The sequence below is a fragment of the Leeuwenhoekiella palythoae genome (assembly GCF_020310025.1).
Classification (GTDB): Bacteria; Bacteroidota; Bacteroidia; order Flavobacteriales; family Flavobacteriaceae; genus Leeuwenhoekiella; species Leeuwenhoekiella palythoae.
Window position 1 is genome coordinate 2,831,155 of record NZ_CP084318.1, and the last position, 20,162, is coordinate 2,851,316.

Consider the following 20,162-nt stretch of genomic DNA (forward strand, 5'->3'; position numbering starts at 1 on the left):
AAATTTTCTCACCCCTATTTACATTTTAAAATCTTGACTTACAGCCATATATGGTTGTTGGTCTAGGCTTTTATTGCTCAGATTTAACGTTTTAAAAATAACCTCTCAACCTTAAAACAAAGTAACTATGGTGAACTTTACTTTTCGAAATTTTATTATCAAATCCATCTTTTGCCTGCTTCTTGTATGCAGTATAGGGCAAAATGCATTAGGGCAAACACAGACGTTTGCAACTAATTTAGTTGATATTGATACAGATCACGTAGTTAACGGTTCATTTGCTGTAGATGGTGATCTAAATACCACTGCAGAGTTAGAAGCTAATAGTGGTTTGGCATTAGGTATAGGAGCTTATGACAGTTTTATTGAGATAGGCTACGATACTCCGGTAGCAGCAAATACCACAACCTTCATACGCATAGACACTCAGGATGAACTTCTTCGTGTATTGCTAGGTGGTGGTCTGGGTAATCTATTAGGAGATGTTCTTGGGGTAGTCCTTATCGGAAATCAAGAATTTACAGTTGAAGCCAGATCGGGCACAACAACGGTGCTTAGCGCAGACTCCTCTGACCCTAACACCTTTGATTCTCCCCGAGTGCGTGTGGTAACAGATGTTAGTGGTGCGATGTATATTGCTATGACCCCAAATCAATCATACAGCAGTATACGCATCACTAATACTATAGGTTCGCTTCTAGGTTTAGGTAATACGAGAACATTAAATGTGAGAGGCGCATTTTATAATTCTGGCGCTTTAGCGTGTAATGATCCACTTTACACCTCTTATGATGGAGACGGGCTTAGTCTTGATTTATTGCAACTGGGAGGAGCAGGAGTCAATAATCCTGAAAATGCTATAGATAATGATCCCAACTCTTTCTCAGAATTGAGTCTTGGGGTGTTGGACGTAGCTGCATCTATAGAGCAAATAGTTTATTTTGGTGTCCCATCACAGCCCACTGAAGATTTTAAAATCAGTTTAAGAGTAGATCCAACATTGTTGGCTTTAGGAGTGGTTAACAATATCACCTTTGAGGCCTACAATGGTCCTACATTAGTCTCGAGTTCGAGTCTTTCATCCCTATTAAATCTTGATCTTTTGGGCCTTTTGCAAGGCGGTGCTGTCGCGCAGGTTCCTTTTGACGTCGCTGGACCTGCAGACCGCATTGTGGTACGTTACACCTCCTTATTAGGAGTTAATGTTTTTCAAAGATTAGACTTATATGATGTAGCGATCACTCCCGGAATTCCCGTTATCGATGCTGCATCAGAGAATGTTGAAGTATGCGAGGGAGAAAGCGCTTCTTTAGTGGCGACTACCGCGAGTGCGGGTGCAGAACTGCGCTGGTATGATAGCGAGGTTGGCGGAAATTTATTGGCAACCACAGCCAGCGGTGAAACCTTTACCACTGCGGCATTGTCAGAAGATACTACTTTTTATGTAGCCTCCTTTTTAGCGGGTTGTACCGAAGAATCCGGCCGCGTGGCTGTAGAGGTGACTGTCAATCCCTTACCGGAATCCGGCGATATCACTGTTGTAGGATTTGATCTTCCGATCTGTCTTCCGGAGCTGCTTACAATTATTCCCACAGCAACAGTCAACGGAAGCTTTAATTATTATCTAGATGCTAACGGAACGCTGCCGATCACTGATGGTTTAGTAGAAGATGGAATTACGTATAGTATTAATGCTGATGGCGAACTTGAAGTAGAAGGCTTAACCCAAGCTGATGGTCCGTTTAGAGTTTATGTAAGTTTAGTGGATGCAGTCACTGGTTGTGAAAATGCACCGGGAGACCTTCAAGTAGTTGATGTTATTTTTGATGGCGGTCCTGAGCCAACCATTGCTTTAGATCCGGTAACGCCAGACAATATAATCAACGCAGCCGAAGCAGGAACGACCATTGCCCTTACAGGAAGCGTAGGTGGTGACGCTGAAGCAGGTGATCCTGTTGTGGTTACCGTAAACACCTTTGAGTATCCTACCACAGTAGCTGCAGATCTTAGCTTTACAGTAGATGTAGCCGGCGCGCAATTGGTAGCTGATAATGATCTTACCGTTGATGCTTCAGTAACGGCAACAAATCTATTGACGTGTCAGACTACAGTATCCACCACCCAAACCTATACGGTAGACCTTGATGATCCTGCAATACCTACGGTAGATACTCAGATCACCAATACCGATACCCCTACCATTACCGGTACCGCTGATTCTATAGATGACCTGACCGTTACCGTAGATGGAATAACCTACAGTGAGGGAGATACCAATTTAATAGACAATGGTGATGACACCTGGACGTTACAGATTCCTGCAGCAAATGCACTGGATGATGGAGTGTATGATGTGATCGCTACCGCTACAGATATAGCAGGCAATAGCAGTACAGACACAACCACCGATGAACTTACCGTAGACACCACAGCACCTACAGTGCCAACAGTGAATACCCAAGAGACCAGCGATACCACACCTACAGTGACCGGTACTGCTGATTCTGAAGATGCTATTGTAGTGATCCTAAACGGAGTAACCTACACTGAAGGAGATGGGGATTTAATAGACAATAATAACGATACGTGGACCTTAAATGTTCCTGCCGGAAATGCACTTGCAGACGGTACGTATGATGTGGCGATCACCGCAACTGATACCGCAGGCAACACTTCTTCAGATATTACCGTAGATGAGTTGGTGATCAATTCCACGTTACCAACGCAGCCCACCGTGGTACCACAGGTAACCAGTAATCAGTCGCCTACCATTACAGGAACTGCAGACTCTGCAGATGATCTAACGGTAACCGTAGACGGGGTTACCTACAGCGAGGGCGATGGCAACTTAACTGATAATACTAATGATACTTGGACGCTGGTACTTCCGGTAGTACTGACCGATGGGGTGTATGATGTAACAGCCACAGTAACCCAAGGCATCCAAACCGCGTCTGATCCTACCACCGATGAACTTACGATCGATACAACTGCACCCGCGGTTCCAACGGTAGACTTTTTAACGACTAATGATACTACACCAACGATTACCGGAACCGCGGATTCTTCAGCAGACTTGGTGGTAACAGTTGATGGAGTAGCTTACCCGGAATCCGGAGCCGATTTAACCGACAATGGTGATGGTACGTGGACTCTAAATATTCCTTCGGCTTTAGCAGAAGGAACCTACGACGTGGAAGCTACTTCAACCGATGCAGCCGGCAACAGCAGTAGTGATGCTACCACCGATGAACTTACTATTGATACGACTGCACCGACGGTACCAACGGTTGATCTATTGACTACCAATGACAACACACCGACCATTACGGGAACTGCAGATTCTTCAGCAGACTTAGTGGTAACGGTTGATGGAGTGGCTTACCCGGAATCCGGAGCCGCTTTAACCGACAATGGTGATGGTACGTGGAGCCTTGATATTCCTTCAGCATTAGCAGAAGGGACTTATGATGTTGTAGCTACTTCTACTGATGCAGCAGGCAACAGCAGTACTGATGTAACCATTGATGAACTTACGATCGATACGACAGCGCCATCGATTCCAACAGTAGACTTTTTAACGACTAATGATACTACACCAACGATTACCGGAACCGCGGATTCTTCAGCAGACTTGATGGTAACGGTTGACGGAGTAGCTTATCCGGAATCCGGAGCCGATCTAACCGACAATGGTGATGGTACGTGGACTCTCGATATTCCAACAGCATTAACTGCCGGAACCTATGATGTGGTAGCTACTTCTACTGATGCAGCCGGTAATAGCAGCAGCGATGCTACAACTGATGAGTTAACAATTGATACAACAGCACCGACGGTACCAACAGTTGATATGCTGACTACTGCTGATACTACTCCACGTATCACCGGTACTGCAGATTCCACTGATGATCTTACCGTTGAAGTAGACGGAGTAACGTATACTGAAGGAGATGGTGATCTCACCGATAATGGTGATGACACCTGGACTCTAGAAGTTCCGGTAGCACTGGCGGAAGGAACGTACGATGTGATCGCTACAGCCACCAATACTTTAGGTACTTCAAGTGTGGATGCTACCACAAACGAACTTACCATTGACACAAGTATTTGTAACAGTCCGTCATTCACCACCACAGATGTTAGTGGCGTGGGACTACTAGGCGCGGGAGTGACCAATCCTGAAAATGCGATCGATGGAGATCCTGCCACCTTCTCTCAATTAGCTTTAGGTATTGTGAGTGTGGCGGCTTCAGTAGAGCAGGAAGTTTATTTTGATACTGCAACGCAACCTACCGAAGATTTTAAAATCAGTTTAAAAGTAGATCCAAACCTATTGGCTTTAGGAGTAGCTAATAATATTACCTTTGAAGCTTATAATGGAACCACACTTGTTTCTAGTTCAAGCCTTTCAACCTTACTGAATCTAGATCTTTTAGGACTTTTAGAGAATGGCGATATAGCAGCAGTAGCTTTTGATGTTGGCGGAGCTGCAGATCGAGTAGTGGTGCGCCTGTCCTCACTTTTGGGTGTGAACATCGCACAGAGTCTGGACTTTCATGATATTGCTATTACGCCAAGTCTTCCTATCATCGATGCTGCATCAGAGGATGTTGAAGTGTGTGAGGGAGAAAGCGCTTCTTTACTGGCGACTACGGCGAGTGCGGGTGCAGAACTGCGCTGGTATGACAGCGAGGTTGGCGGAAATTTACTAGCAACCACAGCCAGTGGTGAAACCTTTACTACTTCGGCATTGTCAGAAGACACTACCTTTTATGTAGCTTCCTTTTTAGCGGGTTGTACCGAAGAATCCGGCCGCGTGGCCGTAGAGGTGACTGTCAATCCCTTACCGGAATCCGGCGATATCACTGTTGTAGGATTTGATCTTCCTATCTGTCTTCCGGAACTGCTTACTATCGTTCCCACAGCAACGATCAACGGAAGCTTCAACTATTATTTAGATGCTAACGGAACGCTGCCAATCACTGATGGTTTAGTAGAAGATGGAATTACGTATAGTATCAACGCCGATGGCGAACTTGAAGTAGAAGGGTTAACTCAGGCTGATGGTCCGTTTAGAGTATATGTAAGTTTAGTGGATGCAGTTACAGGCTGTGAAAACGCACCGGGAGACCTTCAGGTAGTTGATGTTACCTTTGATGGCGGTCCTGAACCAACCATTACTTTAGATCCGGTAACGCCAGATAATATTATTAATGCAGCCGAAGCAGGAACGACCATCGCCCTTACAGGAAGCGTAGGTGGTGACGCCGAAGCAGGCGATCCTGTTGTGGTTACAGTAAATACCTTTGAGTATTCTACCACAGTGGCTGCAGACCTTAGCTTTACGGTTGATGTAGCCGGCGCGCAATTGGTAGCTGATGATAATCTTACCGTTGATGCTTCAGTAACAGCAACAAATCTATTGACGTGTCAGACTACAGTAGCTACCACACAAACCTATACGGTAGACCTTGATGATCCTGCAATACCTACGGTAGATGCTCAGATCACCAATACCGATACCCCTACGATTACCGGTACCGCTGATTCTATAGATAACCTGACCGTTACCGTAGATGGAATAACTTACAGCGAGGGAGATACCAATTTAATAGACAATGGTGACGACACCTGGACATTACTGATTCCTGCAGCAAATGCACTGGATGATGGGGTATATAATGTGATCGCTACCGCTACAGATATAGCAGGCAATAGCAGTACAGACATAACCACCGATGAACTTACCGTAGACACCATAGCACCTACAGTACCAACAGTGAATACGCAAGAAACCAGCGATACGACACCTACAGTGACCGGTACTGCTGATTCTGAAGATGCCATTGTAGTGACTTTAAACGGAGTAACCTACACCGAAGGAGATGGGGATTTAATAGACAATAATAACGATACGTGGACCTTAAATGTTCCTGCCGGAAACGCACTTGCAGACGGTACGTATGATGTGGCGATCACCGCTACTGATACCGCAGGCAACACCTCTTCAGATGTTACCGTAGATGAGTTGGTGATCAATTCTACGTTACCAACGCAGCCCACCGTGGTACCACAGGTGACCAGTAATCAGTCGCCTACTATCACAGGAACTGCAGACTCTGCAGATGATCTAACGGTAACGGTAGACGGGGTGACCTACAGCGAAGGTGATGGCAACTTAACTGATAATACTGATGATACTTGGACGCTGGTGCTTCCGGTAGTACTGACCGATGGGGTGTATGATGTAACAGCCACAGTAACCCAAGGTATCCAAACCGCAACTGATCCTACCACCGATGAACTTACGATCGACACGACAGCGCCTACGGTACCAACGGTTGACCTGTTGACTACCAATGACAACACGCCAACCATTACCGGAACTGCAGATTCTGCAGATGATCTTGCCGTGATGTTAAACGGAGTAACCTACACCGAAGGCGACGGCAATCTGACGGATAACGGTGACGACACTTGGACGCTGAACGTTCCAGACGTTAACGCACTTCCAGACGGAACTTACGATGTGATGGCAACTGCTACCGATTCTGCGGGCAACAGCAGCAGCGATGCAACTACCGATGAACTTACGATCGATACAACCGCACCGACGGTTCCAACGGTTGATCTGTTGACTACCAATGACAACACGCCAACCATTACTGGAACTGCAGATTCTGGAGATGATTTGACAGTGATGTTAAACGGAGTAACCTACACCGAAGGCGACGGCAATCTTACCGATAACGGTGATGATACGTGGACTTTAGTTGTTCCAGATGCAAACGCACTTCCAGACGGAACCTACGATGTGATGGCGACTGCCACCGATGCAGCTAGCAACAGCAGCACTGATGCTACAACTGATGAACTTACGATCGATACGACTGCACCGACGGTACCAACGGTTGATCTGTTGACTACTAATGACAACACGCCAACCATTACGGGGACTGCGGATTCTGGAGATGAGCTTACCGTGATGTTAAACGGAGTGACCTACACCGAAGGCGACGGCAATCTTACCGATAACGGCGATGATACGTGGACTTTAGTTGTGCCAGATGCTAACGCACTTCCTGACGGAACTTACGATGTGATGGCTACAGCTACCGATGCAGCCGGTAACAACAGCAGCGATGCAACCACCGATGAATTAACCATCGATACCACTGCACCAACAGTTCCAACGGTTGACCTGTTGACTACCAATGACAACACGCCAACCATTACCGGAACTGCAGATTCTGCAGATGATCTTGCCGTGATGTTAAACGGAGTAACCTATACCGAAGGCGACGGCAATCTTACCGATAACGGTGATGATACGTGGACTTTAGTTGTGCCAGATGCTAACGCACTTCCTGACGGAACTTACGATGTGATGGCTACAGCTACCGATGCAGCGGGCAACAGCAGCAGCGATGCAACCACCGATGAATTAACCATCGATACCACTGCACCAACAGTTCCAACGGTTGATCTGTTGACTACCAATGACAACACGCCAACCATTACTGGAACTGCAGATTCTGGAGATGATTTGACAGTGATGTTAAACGGAGTAACCTACACCGAAGGCGACGGCAATCTTACCGATAACGGTGATGATACGTGGACTTTAGTTGTTCCAGATGCAAACGCACTTCCAGACGGAACCTACGATGTGATGGCGACTGCCACCGATGCAGCTAGCAACAGCAGCACTGATGCTACAACTGATGAACTTACGATCGATACGACTGCACCGACGGTACCAACGGTTGATCTGTTGACTACTAATGACAACACGCCAACCATTACGGGGACTGCGGATTCAGCAGATGAGCTTACCGTGATGTTAAACGGAGTGACCTACACCGAAGGCGACGGCAATCTTACCGATAACGGCGATGATACGTGGACTTTAGTTGTGCCAGATGCTAACGCACTTCCTGACGAAACTTACGATGTGATGGCTACAGCTACCGATGCAGCCGGTAACAACAGCAGCGATGCAACCACCGATGAATTAACCATCGATACCACTGCACCAACAGTTCCAACGGTTGACCTGTTGACTACCAATGACAACACGCCAACCATTACCGGAACTGCAGATTCTGCAGATGATCTTGCCGTGATGTTAAACGGAGTAACCTACACCGAAGGCGACGGCAATCTGACGGATAACGGTGACGACACTTGGACGCTGAACGTTCCAGACGTTAACGCACTTCCAGACGGAACTTACGATGTGATGGCAACTGCTACCGATTCTGCGGGCAACAGCAGCAGCGATGCAACTACCGATGAACTTACGATCGATACAACCGCACCAACAGTTCCAACAGTTGATCTGTTGACTACCAATGACAACACGCCAACCATTACAGGAACTGCAGATTCAGCAGATGATCTTACCGTGATGTTAAACGGAGTAACCTACACCGAAGACGACGGCAATCTGACGGATAACGGTGACGACACTTGGACGCTGGACGTTCCAGATGCTGACGCACTTCCTGATGGAACCTACGATATAATGGCAACTGCCACTGACGCAGCCGGGAATAGCAGCAGCGATGCCACGCTTGACGAATTGACTATTGATTCCACAGGACCTGGTATTCCAACAGTAAACAGTCAGACCACAGCAGACGTTACTCCGACAATTACCGGAACTGCAGATTCTTCAGAAAGTTTGACCGTAAGCGTAAACAGTGTAACCTATGTAGAGGGTGATGGGAATTTGGTTGATAATGGCGATGATACGTGGACGCTGACTATTCCTGATGGAAATGAGATAGAAGAGGGGACTTACGATGTGATGGCTCAAAGTAGTGATGGTGTGGGGAATACTTCAGTAGATGCTACAATTGATGAGTTGGTGATCAACATAGGAATACCTTCAGGAGATGAAAATCAGGTGTTCTGTTCAACAGATCCTGTGACGCTTCAGGATATTGTTTTAGATCAGTCAAACATTGTTTGGTATGATCAGCAAACAGAAGGTGTTCAGCTTGATGAAACTACGCCTTTAGCAGATGGAGTAACATATTATGCGGCTCTTGTAGTAGATGGAGTAGAGGGCAACGGTCGTTTTGGAGTGACTATTATGCTCACGCCACCTACCACTGCGAGTATCGAAGCTTCACAGGCTAATGCGTGCCTGGGGACTGAGATAATCTACACCACACAGTCTGGCATGTCGAATTATATGTGGACGATCACTTCAGGAGGTTCAATCACTTCGGGAGGTGGCCTAGATGATAATTTTGTGGCTGTAATTTGGGATATCCCAGGAAACAATACTGTAAGCGTGACTTATGACACAACACTTTCTTGTATCGTTGAAACTTCGGCTGATCTGGAAGTTATTGCAGAAGCTTGTTCTGATTTAAGTATTTCTAAATCGGTAAATCTAATGAATCCTGCAATTGGCGAACAGGTAACGTACTTAATTGAAGTAACAAATACCGGCGAAACGGATATTACTAATATTCAAGTGAGTGAAGCCCTTCCGTCAGGTTTAGAGTTTGACAGTTTTACGGCACCAATTGGTAATTACAATCCGCTTACCGGAGTGTGGACGATTCCTTCTTTAGCAGCAAATAGCAGCACAACATTGACAGTTGTAGCTACTGTTCTAAGCACTGGGGACTATAGAAACGTAGCTGAAATAATCACTTCGACACCAATAGACAGCAATACCGGAAACAATACTTCAGAAGTAGAGATCGATCCTGATTGCTTGATGGTATTCAATGAGTTTTCGCCAAATGGTGATGGGATGAACGATCTGTTTACGGTACGATGTATTGAAAAATACCCTAACAATACGGTAAATGTGTACAACAGAGTAGGACAGTTGGTCTTCACTGCTAGTGGTTACCTCAATACGTGGAACGGGGATTCTAATGTAGCTAACTCTATAAACAAATCCAGCGGTTTACCTGCAGGAACCTATTACTATGCTATAGAGTTGGGCGAGGGTGAGCGTACCCTAACCGGTTGGATTTATATAGCTCGATAATAAATTAATTCTCTCATTAAAATTTAATAATCATGACAAAAATAGTCACAACCTTAATCAAACTGATGATTGTGGCGTGTAGTGCTGCCGGTATTTACGGGCAGCAGGCGCCGAATTATACGCAGTATATGTACAATACAATGACAGTGAACCCTGCTTATGCAGGCTCATCTGATGCATTGAACATTACAGCAAATTATAAAGCACAATTCACCGGGATCGACGGGGCACCAGAGACCATTAACTTAGGTCTGGAAACACCGGTAACCTATAATGTAGGTCTGGGTTTAAACATAACTCGGGATGCCTTAGGCCCTTCAGAAGACTTGAATATTGACGGAAACTTTTCTTATGCCATTCAGTTGGCTGAGCGTACCTATTTGTCTTTTGGTTTAAAAGCCGGTTTTAGAGTACTCAACGTTGATTTTAGAAAAGGGGTTTTTGATAATCCTAATGACCCTTCATTTATGAATAACATCAACAATCAATTTCTAGGTGTTTTAGGAGCCGGTACGTATTTATATAGCGATCAATGGTATTTGGGACTTTCAACGCCTAACTTTTTCTCACAGGAATATTATGATGAGGAAGATGATTTTGTGAACACAGAGCAGTTACACGTGTATCTCATTGGAGGATATATATTTGATATCAGTCAGAATACAAAATTCAAGCCGGCCGCTTTATTTGATTATGTAGAAGGGGCGCCTATAAGAGCAAATCTATCGGCTAATTTTCTTTTTCTGGAGCGCTTTACTATTGGGGCAGGGTATAGTATGGATGCTGCCGTGAGCGCATTGGCGGGCTTTCAGGTAACCAATAATATTTTTATAGGCTATGCCTACGATTATAATACTTCAGACTTTAATCAATACAATGAGGGGAGTCATGAGATCTTAATTAAGTTTTCTCTCGCTAGAAGACGAGGAGCAACTTTTTCACCAAGATTCTTTTAAAATTGAGACCCATGAGAACTATTTATATTTTACTACTATTTATAAGTGTTAATGCTTTCTCACAAAGCAATCTAAAAAAGGCAAACGAACTTTATGATAGACATATTTATATAGAAGCTGCTCCGGCTTTTGAGAAATATATGGCTTCAGCAAAAAAAGAGAATGTAGCACCCGAGGTTTATATGAAAATGGGTGATGTTTATTACAATCTTAAAGATTACTACAAGGCAAAAGAATATTATGAAATATGGTATAAAAAGGTGGGGCCTAACCAAGATAACTTTCAGGGATTTCAGTATTACGACACCTTGCGTTATCTCAAAGAATACGATAAAGCGAGCCAAGTGGTTGAGTTGTATCTGAAAGAAAAAGGAACGCCCGAAATGCTCAACGCATATTATGAAGAAAAATCAAGATTTGAAGAATTGATTAAGGGAGACACCCTGTACACAATTAAAAATCTGGAATTGAACTCACAGTATGCTGATTTTGGAGGTGCGATAAGTGAGGGTACATTTGTTTTTACTTCAGCCCGAAATAAAGAAGCTAATAAAATTTACGAGCGTGATAATACACCCTATTTAGCTATTTATAAGGCAGATATGAATGGTCCCGAATCTTTTTCAAATATAGGACTATTTAATGAAGACTTAGAAACGCCGTATCATGATGCAACTGTAAGCTTCTCACCTAATAGTAAATACATTTACTTTGCTTCTAGCGCTCAAGATAATAAGAGAAAGATTTTTACGGGGGATAAACGCAATTACTTCAATATTTATCGTGTAGATCTCACTGCAAAAAAAATCAAGAAAGAATTACTCCCTTTTAATGGGGACACGTATTCTTCGGGACACCCTTTTGTAACCGAAGACGGTACCAAACTGTTTTTTGCTTCAGACATGCCGGGTGGTTACGGAAGAGCAGATATTTATGTTTGCGATATCTATGAGGACGGTACGTACTCAAAACCACGAAATTTGGGTCCTTTGATCAACAGTATTGTTGATGATTATTTTCCGTTTTATAAAGATAACACCTTGTACTTTTCATCTGAGGGACACGTAGGCTTCGGCGGACTAGACGTTTATAAAACTAATTTTCAAGACGGAATTTTTGGAGCCGTTATCAATCTGGGGCCTAACATCAATTCTAATGCAGATGATTTTGCTTATGTGGCTGGTTTAGAACCTGACTCTGGTTATTTTTCCTCAGACCGCGCTGGCGGAAAAGGTGGTGATGATATTTATAGTTTTAAATATAACGTAAAAGAATGTTTACAAACGATCACCGGGACGGTATATGATCTAGAAACAAAAGAGACATTATCTGGCGCCAAAGTGACTGCCTATATTAATGATGGTCAGGTGCATCAAGAGGTAATAACCGACGAGAAGGGAGCGTACACCATGACGTTAAACTGTGAAACTACCTATACCTTAGAGGCTACGAAAGCTGGCTATGGAGAAGACGCTTTAGATTTTTCAACCGACTTGATTCCCGGTCATTTAATGGATATGGTTGACTTTAGGCTAAAAGATCTTTCAGAAATATTTGTGACCGATGGAGATGTCGAAAAGATACGTATAGATCCCATTTACTTTGAATATTATCGCTACAATATAAACGACGTGGCTGCAATTCAGCTAAAGCGGGTCATTGAAGTGATGGAGTCTTATCCTGAAATGATCATTAAAATCGAATCGCATACAGATCAGCGCGGAACAGATTATTTTAATAAAACCCTATCCTCAAACAGGGCAAACTCAACAAAAGACTGGCTCATAGAAAATGGTATAGATCCTTCTCGTATAGAGAGTGCTATAGGCTATGGGGAGTCAAGACCCATACATATTTGTGATGAAGACGGAAAAACCTGTACAGAACTGGAATATTCTGAAAACAGGAGGTCTGAATTCATCGTTGTAAGCAGGTAATGAGAGGCGTTAGAATCATTTTTCTTCTTTGATTTTAACGTAGAAACTCCCTCTTTTGAGGGAGTTTCTTATTTTATAGAATACCAGTTTTAGCTCATAGATTTTAAGAAATACTGTTAAACTTCTTTATTGTTGAATATCACTTAGTATCTTTAATTATAAATAATGCTAAAGATAGTTGGTTGATTTTGAGAAAAATGTAAACCGAAGCTTTAATAATATAAGCAGGCTAAAACTAAACTTAACTTTGATTCATTAGCTGTAGGGGGCTCATGGATTTGTCTAAAATAGTTAGCCTGCTTTTTCATATCATAGCTTAAACCCTTATGACCCGAAACTTTCCTCAAAATTCAAAAGGTATGTTGGATCATTCTTGGGGGTCTTTCTTTGAGATAGTCAACTTTAAAATGTTCATTCCACCTTTAGTTTAAGTAGTAGCTAGAGTATTGTTTATAATTATACATTGCTAATTTAATAGAGGACTCAAATTACTTTTTTCAATAATTAAATTGAATCCCTCTTTCCTATAGATTTTCAGTAATAAAATTTCTAGTATTTTGTGGGCTTAATGTAACAAAGCGATTTTACCCTATAACGGTCACTACATACCATGAAATTTAAAAAGTCTATTTTCTTAGTACTGGGTCCTGTGCTATTTTTGATACTGCAACAGTTAGACGCGCCAACCGGCATGTCACAGCCCGCTTTCGATATTCTTTGCGTAACATTATGGATGGCATTATGGTGGGTTACCGAAGTTGTACCTATCGCAGTGACTGCTTTGCTTCCTATTGTATTGTTTCCGCTTACGGGGGCGGTAGATATCTCAACAACTACAGCGTCGTATGGGCACAAATATGTGTTCTTGTATATGGGCGGTTTTATTTTAGCCATTGCTATTGAAAAATGGAATCTCCACAAGCGCATCGCTTTACACATCATCAAAATCATTGGGACCAATGTCAAAAATATTATTCTAGGTTTTATGGTGGCGACCGCATTTTTATCTATGTGGATTTCTAATACAGCCACATCTGTAATGATGCTACCCATAGGGATGTCAATTGTATCGCAGTTAAAGGACAATCCCAATACTATTGCAGATGAGAATATGATTTTTGGGAAAGCACTGATGCTGGGTATTGCGTATAGCGCCTCGATAGGAGGTGTGGCAACTCTGATAGGAACGCCGCCAAACTTGGTTTTCGCCGGTTATATTGAAGAGGTTTATGCTATAGATATTAGCTTTTTTCAGTGGTTTAAATTTGGTTTTCCTATTAGTTTGATCTTGCTCATTATCAGTTGGTGCTACCTCACAAACATTGCATATTCTTTTAAACAGAAGGATTTTCCCGGCGGAAAAGCAGAAATCAAACGCTTGCTTAAGGAGTTAGGGCCTATGCAGCGTGAAGAAAAGACGGTATTGGCTGTTTTTACAACTACGGCTATTTGCTGGATCACCAGATCTTTCTTCTTAGAAAATTGGTTTCCCGGCATTGATGATACCATCATTGCAATAGCAGCAGGTATTTTACTATTTACACTGAATGCTTCCGGAAAAGGAAAACGCATTTTACACTGGGAGGAAGCTGTAAATATTCCTTGGGGAATCATTCTTCTTTTTGGCGGTGGAATGGCATTGGCATCCGGTTTTGAGGTTACAGGATTGGCAAAATGGTTCGGACTTCAGATGACTCTTTTAGATGCCTTACCGCTTTTATTGATTATTCTACTAGTGATTTTCAGTGTCAATTTTATAACAGAATTGACTTCAAATCTTGCCACCACGGCGATGTTATTGCCCATTCTGGCTCCAATAGCGCTAGAGCTTGATCTAAATCCTTATATGCTTCTTGTTGCAACCACAGTTGCCGCTTCTTGTGCGTTTATGTTGCCGGTGGCTACCCCGCCCAACGCCGTGGTTTTTGGTTCAGGATATCTTAAAATACCTGATATGGTAAAAGCCGGATTTTGGATGAATATCGTTTCAATAATCCTGTTAACATTGTTTGTATATTTTATGCTTCCGGTCGTTTGGGATTTTGACCCATATGGATTCAGTAAAAAGTTTGTGACCGAAGGAATATCAGGGTAAGAATGCACTAAAGTATTAGTTATAATGTTAAAGTCACTCTCCATTACGGAATTCCGTACTTTTTTCTGAACGCTTCTTCTTTTATTTGCTACGGATTAGATTTAAGATCAAGAACGAGCAGATTACTGTTGCATTCTAATAATTTTGTTGGCTGTAGGGGGCGTTGCAAAGCGATTAGTACAAACAGATCTGCTCTTCTTTTTTCACTACACACGAAGTGATTCAACCCCAATAAAAAAGAGCAGTTTAGGAGATAAGCTCTTTCATTGTTTTTATGGTTTCGGTTGGATTTTCAGCCTTAAAAATAAAGCTTCCGGCCACTAAAACATCTGCACCACTCTCTATCAATTGTTTTGCATTACGATCTGTCACTCCGCCATCAATTTCGATTAACGTATTGGCATTATGCGTGAGAATGATCTCTTTTAATTCTCGCACTTTTCGGTAGGTGTTCTCTATGAACGATTGACCGCCAAACCCCGGATTCACACTCATAATGATGACTTGGTCGATGTCAGTAATTACATCTTTTAAAAGGTGTACTGGCGTGTGTGGATTAAGCGCTACTCCTGCTTTCATTCCTTCTGCTTTGATCGCCTGCAAGGTGCGGTGTAAATGGGTGCAAGCTTCGTAATGCACGGTAAGATTAGTGCTTCCTAAAGCCGCAAAAGTCTTGATATAGCGATCAGGATCTACGATCATTAAATGTACATCAATCACTTTTTTTGCGTGCTGAGTTATGGCTTGAACCACCGGCATTCCAAAAGAGATATTGGGTACAAAAACACCGTCCATCACATCTACATGCAGCCAGTCTGCATCACTAGCGTTGACCATTTTAATATCGCGTTCAAGGTTTGCAAAATCAGCAGCCAGGATAGAAGGAGCAAGGTATTTAGGAGTCATATCAAATTTTATTTATAGCGTAAATTTAAGAATTGCTGCTTTAGAAGTGGTGTCAATTTAGATTTATATCAGCTCAAATTGATACCATGAAAAATCCCCGGTAATCAGCCGGGGATTCATTCATCAATCAAAAAACGAACAGTTATGATGAACTGTTGTTACTTTAAATATTTTCTTGGGGTTTCAATATTAGTGCAATTTACTAAAAAGCTAGCGAAACACCCTATTTTTAACGAATTCTTGTAAAATCTAGCCTAAATAGGTTTTTAAAATTTTGCTGCGAGAGGTGTGTTTAAGTCTTCTGATCGCCTTTTCTTTAATTTGGCGTACACGCTCACGAGTAAGGTCAAAAGTCTCACCAATTTCTTCAAGAGTCATAGGGTGTTGATGACCTAAACCAAAATATAAACGCACAACATCAGCTTCGCGTGGCGTTAGCGTTTCTAGTGCACGTTCAATCTCTGTACTAAGGGATTCGCTAAGCAATTCACGGTCAGGGTTAGGAGACTCACCAGAGCGCAAAACATCATATAAGTTAGAATCTTCCCCTTCAATAAGTGGCGCATCCATACTTACGTGACGACCTGCATTCTTAAGCGATTCTTTTACCTCATTAACGGTCATATCAAGCTCTTTTGCAATTTCTTCAGGGCTTGGCGGACGTTCATTAGCTTGCTCTAGAAACGCGTAAGTTTTGTTGATTTTATTGATACTTCCGATCTTATTTAGTGGAAGACGCACAATGCGCGACTGCTCAGCTAATGCTTGTAAAATAGATTGTCTAATCCACCAAACAGCATAAGAGATAAATTTAAAACCGCGCGTTTCGTCAAAACGCTGCGCAGCTTTGATAAGACCTAAATTTCCTTCATTAATCAAGTCAGGAAGCGTAAGCCCTTGGTTTTGGTATTGTTTTGCAACAGAAACCACAAAACGCAGGTTAGCTTTAGTCAATTTTTCTAAAGCACGCTGATCACCTGCTTTAATACGTTGTGCTAATTCAACCTCCTCATCGGCAGTAATAAGGTCTACTTTACCAATTTCTTGTAAATACTTGTCAAGCGAAGCGGTTTCTCTGTTGGTAACCTGTTTTGTAATCTTAAGTTGTCTCATAGGACCATCACATATTTAAAATGTTCCACCGGATTGGTTATACCGGTACTCAATGTTTGAATCGCAGCGGCAAAATGCGTAACTGCTGATTTACCTATTATACGTAAAGAGGTAATTAAAGGTTACAGAAATATTTAATTTTTTTTAGAAAACTTTAACAAATAGCTGAACGACTGATTTTTTCGCTTAAAGACCAAAATCTGCTAAACTTCTTTTAGTCCAATCAGCTGAAGATTGACATCTACTAATGCTTTGTTATAAAGCATTTCAAAAGCTTGGAGATGCGTTTTTGCTTCTTCGATTTTATCAGCATTTTTAAGATGCGTTTCTATTTGTTGTAGATGATGACCGTGTTCTGTCATCCCAAGATTCATAAAACTCGATTTCATTTTATGAGCCAGCGTACTCGCTCTGGCATAATACTCACGCTCAACACAGTTGCGCAGACTGTTGAAATCTTCAGGGGTTTCTGTAATGAATACTTCAAGAAGTGCAATTACAAAATCTTTGTCGTTATCAAAAATGGCAAAGAGTTGATTTAAATCTATGGAAGAAGGCGCCGTTTCAGGTTGTGCTTTTTGAGGTTCAGGCGGCTCAGGATGCTGCTGTTTTTGCTCCACTGGTTTTTCAGCGGAAGAATTATCAGAAATCAACCAATATAATACCTCTTTTAGCGCTTCTTCCTTCAAGGGTTTTGTCAAATAAAAGTCGATACCTGCTTTAATAGCATTTTTACGCGCTTCCGGAAACACATCAGCAGAGCACGCCACGATAGGTACTTTATTTAATTGATCTTGTTCTGACCTTCTAATGGCTGCAATAGCGTCGAGCCCGTTCATAACCGGCATATGCATATCCATCAAAATAAGATCGTATTTTTTAGGTGCATTGGTGTAAATAGCGACCGCTTCTTCACCATTCTCCGCAATATCAGCATGAACTTCTAAACCCTGAAGCAGTTGACGAATGTAAAACTGGTTCATCTTATTATCCTCAGCTACAAGAACGGTCAAGCCTTTTAAATGCTTCGGTTTACCGTCAACAGGTTTTTCGAGATCTTGAAGCTTTTTACGTTTACTCTTTTCAAAGCTTAGGTCAAAATAAAAGGTAGAACCCTCGCCAACGAGACTTTCAGCACTGAGTTTTCCGCCTTGTAAATTAATGAGCTCTTTGGTGATGGAAAGACCCAATCCTGTACCATTTATTTTAGCGTGCTCCGGCTCATCAACTTGATAAAAACTATCAAAGATTTTATTCAGTTGTTCGGCGGGGATTCCTATTCCTGTGTCTTTAACGGTAAACTTGATTTTGACCGATTCAGCAGTTTCTTCAACTAGCTTTAGATCAAGTTGTATGACACCGCGCTTGGTGAATTTAATAGCGTTACCTAACAGGTTTGTAATGATCTGATTTAATCGATATTGATCGCCAATCACAATATCCGGAATGCTTGGGTCAATTTCGGTATTTAGTTTTAACCCCTTTTCCCGAGCCTTTACTTCAAAAGCATTTGAGAGGTTGGTGATCACTTCCGCCAGATTAAAATCAGAAGACTGTAAGGTGAGCTTTCCTGCTTCGATCTTTGAAAAATCAAGAATATCATTCACAATCGACAAGAGATTTTTTGCCGAAAATGAAATGCCTTCTAAGTTTTTCTTTAAAAGTTGCTTATCGTCAAAACCTTTCTTGATTAAAATTTCAGACAGTCCTAAGATCACGTTGAGCGGGGTGCGGATCTCGTGACTCATATTAGATAAAAACATCGTCTTTGCTTCCGCAGTGCGCTCGGCATTCATTTTAGCCTTCAAGGTATCTTTTCGCTCTGTGATATTTCTGATAAAAAGACTAAAAGTATCTACCGGTTCAGAATAGTTATTGGTAAAAGTGACCTCATAAGGCATGAGTTCACCTTGCGTATTTTTAATATCCAGCTCCACTCGGTTGCCAATGAGCGCCAGAGGTTGTTGTTTATAGAGGTTCTGGATGTCTTTATGCAGCTTTGTACTAATGGCCTCAGGAAATAATTTATAAACGGAAGTTTGCTTAAGCTGTTCCTTCTCGAGGCCAAAAATGCGGGTACTCAAGGTATTCATTCCTTTAATCGCCCCTGAATTATCAAAAAGCAAGTAACCGTCCAATAAATTCTCCAGCACATCTACGTGCGTAGTTTGCGCACTATGCGCCGATGGTTTTTGCTTAGGTAAAGGGGTTTCCTGAGGAGGAAGGGGTTCTATAGGCGGTTTAAAATAATCTTTGTTAGCCGACTCGTTTAGCAACGAAGTAAAAAGCTGCGGCATCACATCATTGATGGCTACGACTGCATTTAATTTTTCATAATAGCTGAAAAACTCTTCCTTGGTACCCGAGAATGCTGAATCAACAAAGTCTTGCCCAAAGATTTCACCAAACTCTTTATTGATCTTATACGCATCATCCTTAATTCTTCTGAAGCTGTTAATCTGCTGAACAAGATCTGAAGAAGGCTCTGCGTAAAATGCTTTTTCTAAAGAATTCAGCCACGAGATCGTAGTATTTAACTCCGGATCTTCATCTTTAAACTTCTTTAAAATCGTAATCAGAAAGAGTTGCGCAAGGCTGATTTCTTGGTTCTTTCCGCTAGTGTAGAGCGGTAAGAATGCATTGGAATTTGCAATTTTTGGAAATTGTTTTTTGATTTGTAAACGCAACTTCTCTTCTGTGTTGATGTAACGCGCATCGTGATTGATGAGGTAAAACTCTAAATCGAGATAAAAGTTGACAACACAGATTTCAGCCAAATAAGCATCTTCAGGAAACTCAAAATTTTCAATCTTCGATTCTAAAAGTTTCAATCTGGGGCCCGGCGTGCCCAAACTGATGAGGTAATTGAAAAAGTTTTTTATAGGATCTTCTGTAGAATCACTTTTAGTAATCCTAGTAGCACGATGATTGAGAAGACGATCTATAAATGAGCTCATTGGGTGTGAGATGGAAAAACAAAAGCTTTATTTCGTTTAAAGGCTAAATTAAATATTTTAAATGAATACTAATGGATTTTACTTGTAGGAAAAGTTTGAATTTAAGGCTTTTACCAAAAATCGAATTTCATTGCTTTTTTGCTGAAAAATTTTCAGTAGATGATTTTAAAACTTGAT

The 20,162-nt window shown here is 42.1% G+C and carries 7 protein-coding genes; 4 read left to right on the forward strand and 3 right to left on the reverse strand.

Translation table 11 applies throughout. The features are described 5' to 3' along the window. The first annotated feature begins 127 nt into the window (after positions 1 to 127). The 4 genes from LDL79_RS12160 to LDL79_RS12175 all read left to right on the forward strand — a co-directional run bounded on the left by LDL79_RS12160 (position 128) and on the right by LDL79_RS12175 (position 15,009). Positions 128 to 10,021: an Ig-like domain-containing protein gene (locus tag LDL79_RS12160; RefSeq protein WP_225597873.1), complete on the forward strand. Its 9,894-nt coding sequence runs from the start codon at positions 128 to 130 to the stop codon at positions 10,019 to 10,021. Between the two features lie 32 nt (positions 10,022 to 10,053). Beyond that, entirely contained in the window at positions 10,054 to 10,977 is a 924-nt protein-coding gene (locus tag LDL79_RS12165; protein WP_072984424.1) for a PorP/SprF family type IX secretion system membrane protein, read from the forward strand. Between the two features lie 11 nt (positions 10,978 to 10,988). Continuing rightward, positions 10,989 to 12,914 carry an OmpA family protein gene (locus tag LDL79_RS12170; protein ID WP_225597874.1) on the forward strand — a complete coding sequence of 642 codons (1,926 nt, stop codon included), beginning with the start codon at positions 10,989 to 10,991 and terminating at the stop codon, positions 12,912 to 12,914. A gap of 610 nt (positions 12,915 to 13,524) precedes the next feature. Next, positions 13,525 to 15,009, forward strand: coding sequence for an SLC13 family permease (locus LDL79_RS12175; protein WP_225597875.1), 1,485 nt, complete (start codon positions 13,525 to 13,527; stop codon positions 15,007 to 15,009). Between the two features lie 246 nt (positions 15,010 to 15,255). Here the strand turns inward: LDL79_RS12175 and rpe are convergent, their stop codons facing one another. The 3 genes from rpe to LDL79_RS12190 all read right to left on the reverse strand — a co-directional run bounded on the left by rpe (position 15,256) and on the right by LDL79_RS12190 (position 19,985). After that, positions 15,256 to 15,915: a ribulose-phosphate 3-epimerase gene (gene rpe, locus LDL79_RS12180; RefSeq protein ID WP_225597876.1), complete on the reverse strand. Its 660-nt coding sequence runs from the start codon at positions 15,913 to 15,915 to the stop codon at positions 15,256 to 15,258. 249 nt (positions 15,916 to 16,164) lie between these two features. After that, complete coding sequence (locus LDL79_RS12185; protein WP_072984432.1) at positions 16,165 to 17,028, reverse strand: sigma-70 family RNA polymerase sigma factor; 864 nt, start codon at positions 17,026 to 17,028, stop codon at positions 16,165 to 16,167. Positions 17,029 to 17,231: 203 nt separating this feature from the next. Further along, a complete protein-coding gene (locus tag LDL79_RS12190) occupies positions 17,232 to 19,985 on the reverse strand; it encodes an ATP-binding protein (protein WP_225597877.1) in 2,754 nt (917 codons plus the stop codon). Positions 19,986 to 20,162: the final 177 nt, after the last annotated feature.

Bases quoted from the DNA above. Each gene is read 5' to 3' on its own strand.
- LDL79_RS12160 (WP_225597873.1), top strand. From the start codon at position 128: ATGGTGAACTTTACTTTTCGAAATTTTATTATCAAATCCATCTTTTGC.
- LDL79_RS12165 (WP_072984424.1), top strand. From the start codon at position 10,054: ATGACAAAAATAGTCACAACCTTAATCAAACTGATGATTGTGGCGTGT.
- LDL79_RS12170 (WP_225597874.1), top strand. From the start codon at position 10,989: ATGAGAACTATTTATATTTTACTACTATTTATAAGTGTTAATGCTTTC.
- LDL79_RS12175 (WP_225597875.1), top strand. From the start codon at position 13,525: ATGAAATTTAAAAAGTCTATTTTCTTAGTACTGGGTCCTGTGCTATTT.
- rpe (WP_225597876.1), bottom strand. From the start codon at position 15,915: ATGACTCCTAAATACCTTGCTCCTTCTATCCTGGCTGCTGATTTTGCA.
- LDL79_RS12185 (WP_072984432.1), bottom strand. From the start codon at position 17,028: ATGAGACAACTTAAGATTACAAAACAGGTTACCAACAGAGAAACCGCT.
- LDL79_RS12190 (WP_225597877.1), bottom strand. From the start codon at position 19,985: ATGAGCTCATTTATAGATCGTCTTCTCAATCATCGTGCTACTAGGATT.